At 39.3% G+C, this 11,527-nt stretch carries 13 protein-coding genes and 1 pseudogene; 12 read left to right on the top strand and 2 right to left on the bottom strand.

Going from position 1 to position 11,527, the window contains the following annotated elements; all coding sequences use genetic code 11:
- A pseudogene (locus tag FTU72_RS15395) lies at positions 1-75 on the top strand (IS6 family transposase); the annotation flags it as partial.
- 223 nt (positions 76-298) lie between these two features.
- Here the strand turns inward: FTU72_RS15395 and arsC are convergent.
- Positions 299-727: an arsenate reductase (glutaredoxin) gene (arsC, locus tag FTU72_RS15400; RefSeq protein ID WP_166138382.1), complete on the bottom strand. Its 429-nt coding sequence runs from the start codon at positions 725-727 to the stop codon at positions 299-301.
- Between the two features lie 82 nt (positions 728-809).
- Here arsC and FTU72_RS15405 point away from each other — a divergent pair, with 82 nt between their 5' ends.
- The 11 genes from FTU72_RS15405 (at position 810) to FTU72_RS15455 (ending at position 10,698) form a co-directional block, all read left to right on the top strand.
- Positions 810-1,124 (top strand): metalloregulator ArsR/SmtB family transcription factor, encoded by a 315-nt coding sequence (locus FTU72_RS15405; RefSeq protein ID WP_166138385.1) that lies wholly within the window; start codon positions 810-812, stop codon positions 1,122-1,124.
- A gap of 4 nt (positions 1,125-1,128) precedes the next feature.
- Entirely contained in the window at positions 1,129-2,169 is a 1,041-nt protein-coding gene (gene arsB / locus FTU72_RS15410) for an ACR3 family arsenite efflux transporter (RefSeq protein WP_166138388.1), read from the top strand.
- Between the two features lie 5 nt (positions 2,170-2,174).
- Complete coding sequence (gene arsH, locus FTU72_RS15415) at positions 2,175-2,879, top strand: arsenical resistance protein ArsH (RefSeq protein ID WP_166138391.1); 705 nt, start codon at positions 2,175-2,177, stop codon at positions 2,877-2,879.
- A 603-nt stretch (positions 2,880-3,482) separates the two neighbouring features.
- Positions 3,483-4,022, top strand: a complete 540-nt coding sequence (locus FTU72_RS15420) for a spore coat U domain-containing protein (protein WP_180053072.1) — start codon at positions 3,483-3,485, stop codon at positions 4,020-4,022.
- Between the two features lie 24 nt (positions 4,023-4,046).
- The gene (locus FTU72_RS15425; protein ID WP_145755959.1) at positions 4,047-4,796 is read left to right on the top strand and encodes a molecular chaperone; all 750 of its coding nucleotides are present in this window, start codon (positions 4,047-4,049) and stop codon (positions 4,794-4,796) included.
- 37 nt (positions 4,797-4,833) lie between these two features.
- Entirely contained in the window at positions 4,834-5,499 is a 666-nt protein-coding gene (locus FTU72_RS15430) for a hypothetical protein (protein ID WP_180053073.1), read from the top strand.
- Positions 5,500-5,581: 82 nt separating this feature from the next.
- Positions 5,582-5,965: a transposase gene (locus FTU72_RS15435; RefSeq protein WP_004691518.1), complete on the top strand. Its 384-nt coding sequence runs from the start codon at positions 5,582-5,584 to the stop codon at positions 5,963-5,965.
- On the top strand, positions 5,962-6,297 hold the full coding sequence (gene tnpB / locus FTU72_RS15440; protein ID WP_004282310.1) for an IS66 family insertion sequence element accessory protein TnpB: 336 nt from the start codon (positions 5,962-5,964) through the stop codon (positions 6,295-6,297). The genes FTU72_RS15435 and tnpB overlap by 4 nt, the downstream gene beginning before the upstream one ends.
- Before the next feature lie 74 nt (positions 6,298-6,371).
- Positions 6,372-7,997, top strand: a complete 1,626-nt coding sequence (locus tag FTU72_RS15445; protein ID WP_180053074.1) for an IS66 family transposase — start codon at positions 6,372-6,374, stop codon at positions 7,995-7,997.
- A gap of 56 nt (positions 7,998-8,053) precedes the next feature.
- Positions 8,054-9,721: a fimbria/pilus outer membrane usher protein gene (locus FTU72_RS15450; RefSeq protein ID WP_180087660.1), complete on the top strand. Its 1,668-nt coding sequence runs from the start codon at positions 8,054-8,056 to the stop codon at positions 9,719-9,721.
- Positions 9,712-10,698, top strand: a complete 987-nt coding sequence (locus FTU72_RS15455) for a spore coat U domain-containing protein (protein ID WP_180053076.1) — start codon at positions 9,712-9,714, stop codon at positions 10,696-10,698. Before FTU72_RS15450 ends, FTU72_RS15455 begins: the two co-directional genes overlap by 10 nt.
- Positions 10,699-10,710: 12 nt before the next feature.
- Here the strand turns inward: FTU72_RS15455 and FTU72_RS15460 are convergent, their stop codons facing one another.
- The gene (locus tag FTU72_RS15460) at positions 10,711-11,181 is read right to left on the bottom strand and encodes a spore coat U domain-containing protein (RefSeq protein ID WP_166134623.1); all 471 of its coding nucleotides are present in this window, start codon (positions 11,179-11,181) and stop codon (positions 10,711-10,713) included.
- Positions 11,182-11,527 lie beyond the last annotated feature (346 nt).

The raw sequence follows: 11,527 nt of genomic DNA on the forward strand, positions 1-11,527 counted from the left end.
GGACAAGCATCGTCATTTTATTATGGTCAGCCTCAAGGTGAAGTGTGTCTAATCAACAGGGTTTTCGGTCTCTAAGCACTTTTAAAAAGGAACTTCATCGACTCAAATCTCTATTTGCAACAGTGCCCTTATAAGCCTCGATAGAACTTTTCAATAAAGTATCGAGTTTTGAGAACCAGGGTGATCATCAAATTCTTATGTTCTGAGATCTTAGGTCGAGCAATCGATAAACCGGACATTTCTATTTGGGGTTACAACTGAATTTCGAATAAGAGATTTTATGTTAAATGAGGCGGATTTATTTAATCCGCTTACCATTTTTATCGATGATTATTTCACCATCCTCTTTGGTAAAAGCTCCTAATTGAGGCGCAGACAAAATATCTAAAACGAGTTCAGATGGTCTACATAGTTTTACGCCTAACTCAGTCACTACAAATGGACGATTAATTAAAATTGGATACTCAAGCATAAAATTAATGAGCTGTTCATTTGTCCAGTGCTGCTGATCCAACTTGAGCGTTTCAAAGGGTTCTACATTTTTGCGAATAGCTTCACGTACAGAAATCCCTGCGTTTTCAATTAAATTAATGAGTTCGCTCTTACTCGGAGGGGTATTAAGGTATTCAATAATTTCAGGTTCTTCTCCTGTATTTCGAATGAGAGCTAATGTATTTCTTGATGTTCCGCAAGCTGGGTTGTGATAGATCTTAACTTTCGATGACATTGGATTAACTCAGAACTTAATAATATTGCATTTATATATGGATATGCGTATATTCGCAATAGCATATATTGGAGTGTAGATTATGGATCAAGCAGATTTCTTTAAATGCCTATCTGACCCGACACGTCTAGATATTTTAAAAATTATTTTAGCAAGACAAAATGTATGTGTTTGTGAAATCACAGAGATATTACAACTGAGCCAACCTAAGATTTCTCGTCATCTGGCTTTACTTCGTAATCTCTCAATTTTGTTAGATGAGCGTAAGGGACAATGGGTGTATTACCGATTAAATCCTGATTTACCAGAATGGGTAAATGCAGTGCTCAATGTCTTAAATGATGAAGTACTGAATAAATCTGCAAGCAACTTATCTATCTCTATGCAATGCGAGTAATTCAATGTCCGGATCAAAGCTCTCATTCTTAGATCGAAATCTAACGCTATGGATTTTCATTGCCATGGCATTAGGAGTAGGTATTGGTGTATTTTCTCCTCAAGCATCTGTGGTACTCGATCACTTAAGCATTAATTCAGTGAATATCCCTATCGCAATAGGGCTTATTTTGATGATGTATCCACCACTTGCCAAAGTAGACTATGCGACTTTGCCTAAAGTATTTGAGGACAAGCGAACCCTTACATTATCTCTCGTTCAAAACTGGCTAATAGCACCTTGCTTAATGTTTGGTTTGGCAATCATTTTTTTGCACTCCTATCCGGAATATATGACTGGTCTCATTCTGATTGGTTTGGCCAGATGTATTGCTATGGTCTTGGTTTGGAATGGCTTGGCATGTGGTGACAATCAGTATGTCGCTGCCTTAGTCGCGTTTAACAGTATCTTCCAGATCTTATTCTTTAGTACTTATGCCTGGTTATTCTTAACCTTCTTACCACCATTCTTTGGGGTAGAAGCACAAATCATTAATGTGAGCTTTTGGACAATTACCTATGCTGTTCTTATTTATCTAGGTATTCCGTTCTTACTTGGATTTTTAACTCGGTTGATTTTAGTCAAACAGAAGGGGGTGGATTGGTATCAATCTAGATTTATCCCAAAGATTAGCCCAATCAGCCTTATTGCGCTTTTATTCACGATTATAGCCATGTTTAGCCTTAAAGGTGGTGAAGTGGTTAGCCTTCCTCTAGATGTACTTAGGATCGCTATTCCTTTGACAATTTACTTTGTTGCGATGTTCTTCATCAGCTTCTTTATGAGTAAGTGGATGGGTAACGATTATCCTAAAACAACTGCTATTTCCTTTACTGCGGCAGGCAACAATTTTGAATTAGCACTTGCTGTAGCGATTGCCACTTTTGGATTAGCTTCACCTGTGGCTTTCACAACAGTGATTGGACCGCTTGTTGAAGTGCCTGTATTGATTGCCTTAGTGACAGTTTCGCTATGGCTGAGAAAAAAAGTTTTTAAAGAGGCATGAAGCTAATGAACTTACCAAATATTGATCTTAGTCTTTTGGAAAAACCGACTTTAGAAAAAGTTCAGGCAAAGAACCTTGAACATCCTCCAAGAATACTGCTTCTGTATGGCTCAAATCGTGATCGATCATATAGCCGTTTAGCTATTCAGGAAGCTGGTCGAATTCTTGAATATTTTGGTGCGGAAGTGAAAATCTTCCATCCAAAAGGGCTACCTCTGCCTGAAGATGGTGATATGCAACATCCAAAGGTCAAAGAACTGCATGAGCTATTAGCATGGTCAGAGGGCATGGTTTGGTGTTCTCCTGAGCGTCATGGCTCAATGAGTTCAATATTAAAAGCTCAAATTGATTGGATTCCATTAGCAGCGGGTGCAATCCGTGCAACGCAAGGTAAAACCTTAGCTGTAATGCAAGTTTGTGGAGGTTCGCAATCCTTTAATGCTGTAAATCAATTACGTATTTTAGGGCGTTGGATGCGTATGATCACGATACCAAATCAGTCCTCAGTTCCTAAAGCATTTCTGGAGTTTGAAGAGGATGGTCGTATGAAGCCTTCTTCTTATTACATGAGGATTGTCGATGTGATGGAAGAACTTTATAAATTTACGCTTTTAACCAGGGGACAGTCCTCATATCTCACTGACCGTTACTCTGAACGTGTAGAAAGTGCAGAAGAGCTTTCAAAGCGTGTGAATCAAAAGAGTATTTAGATTTCCTAAAATTAACATAATACACCTTATATGAAACTAACAGCATATTTTAAACACATAAAAATCAAATACTTGTGTTATAGTGATAATGCTCGACGATGTCGAAAAGCCGGCTTGGAAACAAGTCGGCTTTTTTATGAGCAGTTTTGATAGTTCTTGCCAATAAATTTGTTTAAAAAGTAGTCGATTTTGCAATTTTTTAAATTTTATCAATGCTTGAATGCTTAAAATTATCCACATTTTTTGTGGATAAAATTTAGGCTATTTTGTACGCTCAGGCTTACGTGAATCTCGGCCCTTTGCGGCTATCTAGGATACTGGAACTTTCCTATGATGAACTCATCAGGAACAGGAAGTTCCATAACATAAAACAAAAATTATAAGTTATTGCACATGGACCAGAGGGTACAACAGCACAATCAGCGACAATAAAAAACCCCGGCAGGATGCCGGGGTTTTTTATTATTTAGATTTCTTAAATCAGCGTCGGGTGTGCCGTCCAGGATACGAGTTAAAGTCGCTTAAAATAACGTCAATAAATATTGAAAAAGTCATAAAATGTGATATGTTTCACACTCTATTTTTTAGTAGTAAAATTTTTTTATGAAACTATTAAAAAATAACAGCAAGTTTTTAAAAAAACCATCTGTTTCATTATTAATAGGCCCTTATATGAAAAACTTTATCACTACCGCATTATTAGCTTCTTCTGGATTATTTATAGCAGGACAGACGAATGCTTCTACTAAAGTTGCGGATACAACCTTCCAAGTTAAAATTGAAGTTGTATCAACATGTGCGATCAGTGCTACAGATATCGATTTTGGTCAAGTAAATAGTGGTATCGCAGCAACAGATAAAACAGGTAATCTAAATGTAACCTGTACCAGTCAGACACCCTACAGCGTTGGTTTATCTAATAGTGGAAAAATGACTCATACGACTGACCCTACGTCTAGCATTGCTTATCAATTATTTAAAGCATCCAGTGATACAGCAGAGTGGGACAACGACAATAATCGATATTCTGCAACTGGTTCAGGTAGTGTACAGACTATCCCGGTAGTTGCTAAATTATCTGGCTCTACAAATGTACGCGCTGGTAACTATGCAGATACCGTCACAGCCACAGTAACTTATTAATTTTTATTATCGTAAAGAGTCCACATGAAAAAGCCAGCCAAATTCTCTCATGTATTCCACATTTGTGGTGCAGGAATCTTGGCAGCTAGTATTTTTATAACACAGGCGCATGCTGCCAGTTTGCAAGTTGCGCCTATTTTATTAGAATTTTCACCGCAAGAAAAAGTCAAAGAACTTTGGTTGACCAATACAGGTAATGAGAGTATTCGTGCACAAGTACGAGTGAACGCTTGGACACAAAGCAATCAACAAGATATTTTAACAAACTCCAAAGATCTAATTGCTAGTCCTATGGTCATTAGCATTCCTGCCGGACAACGGCAATTGGTTCGATTGATCCGCAATACTCAAATAGCAAATACGACTGAACAAGCTTATCGCCTCATCGTGGATGAATTACCTAACTCCCAGACTAATGTACAAAGTGGTCTACAATTGTTACTCAAATATTCCATTCCTGTTTTTTTAAAAGTATCGGACATTAATGATACAGATCAAGGCATAACATCCCTGCAAGGTATGAGCTTTAAATATAATAAGCAAACACTAACAATCAACAATCAGTCTGGTCATTATAAGCGCTTTAGTCAGTTTGCCTACATGGATGCGCAAGGCAAAAAAATACCAATTCAAATGGGATTGATGGGTTATGTACTTAGTGGGAAAAGCATGCAATGGAAAATTCCAAATAATATAAATGTTACGCGTGGTGGAAAGTTTATAGCTGTAGTTAATATGGATCTTCGTGAACAAACTCTACCATTATCTCCCTAATACAAAATAAGCTTTAGGGATAGGGAGTTTCTGATCATTGAATGTTCGAGCAAGCAATTTTATACTTGCAGGAATGATGCTGGTCACAGCACCGACAACATTTGCAGAACAATACTCATCCAATATAGCCAGTGCGATTCAACAGGAATTGTATTTGGATGTAGAAGTAAATCAGTCTACACAGATTCAAATTGGTCATTTTTTACAACAAGATCAGCAACTCTATATTGATGTAGCTTCCTTAAAAAATTTCGCCATTACTACCGAGATAGAACCAATCATAATTGATCAGGTATCCTATATCGCACTTGATCAGATTGAAGGGCTAAGCTATAAATATGACGACCTCAATCAAAAAATCTCAATCCAAGTACCTATTACACTGTTAAGCAGTCAACATCAATATGGCTATCAGCATCTGCCTGCTGCAAAAGTTAATCCATTGCATGAAAAAACAGGTATCTTACTCAATTACACTGCTTTTGCTCAGCAGTATGAGAATATATTTTCTTTAAATGGTTGGAATGAATTTCGTGTTTTTGGGCTATTTGGTGGGGTATTCAGCCTTTCTGGTAACTACCAATATCAAGATAATGCCTTTATAAATCATCATATACTGGATACATATTGGGAAAAAGATATCCCAGAAAAATTGCTTAGACTACGTTTAGGTGATGCACAAAGTAATGCACTATCATGGTAAGCGTCCGCTGAACACACCTTATGAATTCATCCTATAAGCCTTAATTTAGTCCCCACTTAAAAACAAGTGGGGACTAAAATTTATGACTACAAATCACCAGACATCCATCGCATCTCTTGCGAAAAAACGAAGAACATACAGTGCTGAATTTAAACAGCAGATCGTTCAGGCTTGTAAAGCACCGGACGTTTCAATTGCTTCGGTCGCTTTGCAACATGGATTGAATACAAATCTTGTATCCAAATGGATTCGCTTAATTGATGCTAAGCCAGGGAATGATCGCTCACCACTACCGAATAAACCTGCATTTATTGCCTTATCCTGCTCTGCACCATTAGATCCTACTCCTACTGACATGTTAACGGTTCAAATTACTTTACCCCACTCAAAAGCAGAAATTGGCTTGAAATGGCAAGTATCAGAAATATCTGCTTTAGCAGAATTACTCAAGGCACTGGCAACATGATCCGTATCGATGAAATCTGGTTGTCTACCCAGCCCATGGACATGCGAGCAGGAATGGATACGGCCATGGCTCAGGTGGTGAGAGCCTTTGGCTACATCAAACCGCATTGTGCTTACCTGTTCTGTAATAAACGTGGCCATCGCATGAAAGTACTGGTGCATGATGGACTGGGGATCTGGCTGTGTGCCCGGCGGCTGGAACAGGGCAAATTTCACTGGGCTAAAGTTCACCAGGGTGAAAGCGTAGCCCTCAGCCCGGAACAGTTACAGGCACTGATCCAGGGTTTGCCCTGGCAGCGCATTGGACAACAGCAGGTAGTGACGATGCTCTAAACCAGGTTGGTGCATTCTGCTATTCTCCAAACGTTCTATTTCCTCTGCGTCATGACCTCAGGCATACTGCGGTCATGAATACGCTGCCTGACTTAAGCCAACTGACCCATGAACAACTGCTGGAATTTACCAGACAGTTGGCAATGCAGCATCAACAACTCGCAGAAGATAACCAACAATTAGATACCAAAGTTCAGCATCTTGAAGTATCCAATCAGCAATTAGATGCTCAAGTTCAACATCTTTCTATTCTCAACCAAAAATACGAGCATGAACTGGCGCTGTTTAAAAAGCACAAATTCGGCAGTAAAAACGAACATCTTACCGCAAAACAAATCCATCTCTGGGATGAAGCGGTCGAAGAAGATATTGCAGCCGTTGATCTGGAACTGGAACGGCTGAATGCAGATAAAACCGATGCAGCGACACAGAAAGCCAAAGCAAATAAACCTAAACGTCGACTGCTGCCCGATCATCTACACACCATTCGTATTGAGCATGAACCAACATCAACCCAATGTGCTTGTGGCTGCCAACTCCGTCGTATCGGCGAAGATATCAGTGAAAAACTGAATTTCAGACCGGCACAGTTCTATAAGGAACAGCATGTTCGTGGCAAATGGGTCTGTGATCAGTGCGACACCCTGACTCAGCAAGCGATGCCCGCCTATGTGATTGATAAAGGCATTGCTTCACCTGAACTACTGAGCCATGTGCTGGTCTCGAAATACGCTGATCATTTACCGCTGTACCGTCAACGTCAAATCTTTCTACGCGCAGGAATTGATCTATCCAGATCCACCCTGTCTGACTGGATAGGTCGCTGCGGTGTAGAACTGGAACCTCTGGCCAATGCTTTAAAACAGGTGGTGCTGCAACAGCGGGTGATCCATGCCGATGAAACGCCGGTCACCATCATGCGGATGGGTGATGATGAGAAAAAACCGAAGAAAGGTTATGTCTGGGCCTATGCCACTACACAGTACAATCCAGTTCAGGCAGTGATCTATGACTTTCAGGATAGTCGTTCAGGTCAGCATGCTGAAGCGTTCCTGAATGGCAGGCAGGGTCATCTGGTCTGTGACGATTACAGTGGTTATAAAGCACGCTTTAAATCAGGCCAGGTCATTGAGGTGGGCTGCATGGCGCATGCACGTCGTAAATTCCATGAGCTACATGTGACTGGGAAAAGTCAGATCGCTGAACAGGCATTACTGATGATTCAGAAACTGTATGCGATAGAAGCAGAACTCAGGAAAAAGACCGATAGTACAGCAGAACACCGCCGCGAATACCGACAACAGCACAGCCAACCGGTGATGCAACAACTGTATGAATGGCTCAACCAACATGATCTGACGGTGCCATCGAGTTCTCCAACCGCCAAGGCCATCAATTACAGTCTGAAGCGTTGGCCAGCTTTAAGCCGCTATCTGGATGATGGCAATCTACCCATTGACAATAACTGGGCAGAGAACTCAATGCGCCCCTGGGCCTTGGGACGAAAGAACTGGCTATTTGCAGGTTCGCTGCGCAGTGGTCAACGAGCGGCCAATATCATGACTTTAATCCAGTCAGCAAAGCTGAATGGGCTGGATCCGTATGCCTATCTCAGTGATGTGCTGAAAAGGCTGCCGACACATAAAGCGACCCAAATAGAAGAATTACTGCCACATCGCTGGAAATCCAACTCAAATTAAAAAAATAGGCATGGGGTTCAGCGGACGCTTACCTATCATGGACACGCTCTACTCGATTGAGTGGTCTTAGCTTATCGAAAAATTTCGCTTTACAACCCTATACCGTGACGACTCCCTTAATGAGTTTTAAAGGCCAGGTAGCATTACCATCACAAGTGGATCTAATAATTAATGGTATTAAGCAGTTTTCAGAAAATATAGTACCTGGGCAATTTGATATTCAATCAGTACCGAGTATTACAGGTGCAGGCAATGCACAAATGGTCATTACAGATATTAATGGCCAACAGCAAGTACTGAGTATTCCCTTATATGGTACAAATAACCTACTCGCACAAGGCTTAAATGACTGGTCTTTTAATGTAGGTTATCCAAAGTTAAATTATGGCTTATCTTCATTTGATTATGCACAAGATCCTGCATTTAGTGGGAGCTATCGTTATGGAATATTAAATAAACTTACTCTGGAAACACATACTGAATTGACCGATCAATTGCAACAGGTAGGATTAGGCACACTCTATCAATTAGGCAAACGTGCAGGACAGCTTAATCTCTCTTATGCTTATAGTCGTACACCTGAGCAACATGGACAATTATTAGGCCTAGGTTATAGCTGGAACTCTCCATTAATAAGTTTAAATTATAATGGACTACGACAGTTTGGTGAGTTTAATGACATTGCCAGCTTGAATGATGCGGCATTTGCCAGTAAATCAGACCAATTTTATATAGGTTTTAATACTAAAATTGGTCAGTTGGGAAGTAGCTATATCCAGCAAAAATACACAGAGCAAGAGAGTAAGTTTGTATTGCTGAACTGGTCTTATATCTTGCCGCAACGTATGAACCTAAATTTAGGTTATACGCATGATTTAATTAATAAGAAAGATAGTTATTATCTATCACTTAATATCCCTTGGGCGCAACGTAACTCAGCCACAGCATCAATACAGCGTAGTCATGATAACAAACAGTTTGGTGTGAATATAATGCATACGCTAAATCAAGATCAGGGAGGGATGGGATGGCAAGCCATGGCCAATCGTACAGATCAATACTCACAGTTTCAGGGGCAGATCGACTATCTCGGTCGCTATGGGTTAGCACAATTAAATGTGCAACATACAGCATCAGACCAACAAAATAATACCAGTGCATTTGCCTCAGTCAACGGAGGGTTAGTTATTCTAAAAGATGTGATACTCCCCACACGTTTGAGTAACGGTTCATTTGCTATTGTCTCAACAGATAATATTGCTAGCGTACCGGTGCGTATGGAGAATCGTTTGATTGGTAAAACTAATCAGAAAGGATATTTGCTATTGGATCGTCTAAATCCATATCAGCATAATAGTGTAGCAGTTGATACCCTGAACCTACCCATAAATTTAAAAATAGAAACAACACAGCAAGATGTTGTACCTCGTCAGGCAAGTGGTGTATTCGTTCGTTTTCCAATGTATCAAGTGAAATCCGTTCAATTACAGGCAGTCGATGATCAGGGAGAGAATCTAGCAGTGGGTAAATCTGTTTGGGATATTCAACCATCAATACAGCAGCCTCCTAAAACCATTGTAGCTCATGATGGTATTGTATATTTAGATGATGTGAAAAATAATAAATTATATATTGGCGATGAGCTTAAGCAATGCCAAGTGAATCTTCCTGAAGTTTCCACTCTTGAAGGTTTTAGCGATTTAGGAAGGGTGGTATGTCAATAACTCATCAATTTAACCGAATCAAAGCTTATGGCCTCATCAAGCGTTTAGCTTGTATGAGCTTATTGTTTTTAGCTTATAGCATATGCTCTTCATCTGCTTATGCAGAGAGTTGCTGGGTAAGTGGAGGTAATTTAAGCCTAGGCACAGCGAACATTCAAGGCTCGATGACAGCTTCTACGGATATTACCGTAACATGTAATTCAAACTGGAGTCAGCCCGTGACATATAAGATATGTATGGTAGTTGATAGTATAGATCCAGCGGCTAAAGATCCTCGCACAATGATTAACTATGATAACTATCCTGCTTCCTTATTAAATTATAACTTATATTATGATGTCGCACGAACACGCAAGATACCAAACTCAGACGCTAAAAATACAGCTCAGTGCCAGTCTGTTCAAGTAGGTGCTAATACAGGAAGTCCGAGTACATTGGTCAAAATGTATGGTCAAGTTCTTGCAGGACAAAATGTACCTGCCGGCTCCTATAAAACCAATAGTACTTCCATAAAGCTATACTATGCTTATCGCTATGGCTTAGAAGTACCTTCAGATTTAGAAGCTCTAGCTAGTCAAAATAGCTCAACTAACAATATAGTCGTCAATTCTAACTATGAAAATAGCTGTTTGATTTTATCTGCATCAGATATAGATTTTGGTTCAGTGGGGCTATTGAATAATACTTTATATCGTTCAGGGACTATTCAGTTAGCATGTCCAATGGGTACCAATATGAAGGTAAGTTTAAATAATGGTCTAAATCCATTGGGCTCACAAAGACGTATGAAAAATTCTTTAGGAAGTTATATTCAATACGGTTTATATCAGGATCCAAGTCACTCGAACATTTGGCAGGCGGATACTTCATATTCTGTAACCCACCAGACTATCCCTATTTATGCGATGGTCCCATCGCAAAGCATTAGCAGTATAGGGAAATATTCCGATACCATTACTGTGACTTTAACTTATTAGAAAACTCTATATTTAATAGGTAATCGTAGCAGTAACTGTATCTATATATTGACCGGCAGGAACGTTAGTATCAGGCACTTTCCCCCAAATGGTAATATTTTGAGTTTGTCCTGTACCGTGTTGTGAAAAACGATTTTCAGAGCTGTTTCCCCATTCTTTGCTCATAGATGCATCTTGATAAAGTCGATATGAAAGCTTCAAGGAAGCATCCTGAGTATTCTTTAGTGTACCATCACTATTTAGTGAAATATTGTAAGGCGTACCATTAGTACATGAAACATTTAGACTACCCGTTGCCTGGATATTTTGGGTATTACGAGAAATCGTACCAAAATCTATATTAGAAGTAGAACCTGTGCCGATATCACAAATTTCATTGACTTTTATTTTGACCTGAAACTGTGTGGACTGCCGGTCACTCATGGTATAAGCAGAGACTGAAACTACAGCTAGAATTACAAATGAATATTTAAAAATTTTCATTGAATGTGCCTATATCCAATATAGATAATTATATTAATCTGAATTGTAGAGAGTAAAAAGGTAACTATTTAAAGTAATAGTCTGGATTACGCACTAAATTTCATGATTCTAATCATATTATTCGATTTTACTCAACTATGCTGCCATCTAGTAAACAATTCAAAAATAAAAGGGCAAACAGGCTAGATTTAACATAAAATCTCTTATGCGAAATTTAAGTGTTAGAAACCATTTAAAGTGTCTATATTCTCACCAATAAAAATGTCTAGTTTATGATGGTTTTTACCATCATGGACTGGATATAAATTAGAGATGTTGATCACTATGTCTGACAAGGAAATTCAAC

The organism is Acinetobacter sp. YH12137 (assembly GCF_013418535.1).
GTDB lineage: Bacteria > Pseudomonadota > Gammaproteobacteria > Pseudomonadales > Moraxellaceae > Acinetobacter.

What these genes read in the sequence shown, in the direction of transcription:
- FTU72_RS15435 (WP_004691518.1), top strand. Translation starts at nt 5,582, where the DNA reads ATGACTACAAATCACCAGACATCCATCGCATCTCTTGCGAAAAAACGA.
- FTU72_RS15405 (WP_166138385.1), top strand. Translation starts at nt 810, where the DNA reads ATGGATCAAGCAGATTTCTTTAAATGCCTATCTGACCCGACACGTCTA.
- arsB (WP_166138388.1), top strand. Translation starts at nt 1,129, where the DNA reads ATGTCCGGATCAAAGCTCTCATTCTTAGATCGAAATCTAACGCTATGG.
- FTU72_RS15455 (WP_180053076.1), top strand. Translation starts at nt 9,712, where the DNA reads ATGTCAATAACTCATCAATTTAACCGAATCAAAGCTTATGGCCTCATC.
- FTU72_RS15460 (WP_166134623.1), bottom strand. Translation starts at nt 11,181, where the DNA reads ATGAAAATTTTTAAATATTCATTTGTAATTCTAGCTGTAGTTTCAGTC.
- FTU72_RS15425 (WP_145755959.1), top strand. Translation starts at nt 4,047, where the DNA reads ATGAAAAAGCCAGCCAAATTCTCTCATGTATTCCACATTTGTGGTGCA.
- tnpB (WP_004282310.1), top strand. Translation starts at nt 5,962, where the DNA reads ATGATCCGTATCGATGAAATCTGGTTGTCTACCCAGCCCATGGACATG.
- arsC (WP_166138382.1), bottom strand. Translation starts at nt 727, where the DNA reads ATGTCATCGAAAGTTAAGATCTATCACAACCCAGCTTGCGGAACATCA.
- arsH (WP_166138391.1), top strand. Translation starts at nt 2,175, where the DNA reads ATGAACTTACCAAATATTGATCTTAGTCTTTTGGAAAAACCGACTTTA.
- FTU72_RS15445 (WP_180053074.1), top strand. Translation starts at nt 6,372, where the DNA reads ATGAATACGCTGCCTGACTTAAGCCAACTGACCCATGAACAACTGCTG.
- FTU72_RS15420 (WP_180053072.1), top strand. Translation starts at nt 3,483, where the DNA reads ATGAAACTATTAAAAAATAACAGCAAGTTTTTAAAAAAACCATCTGTT.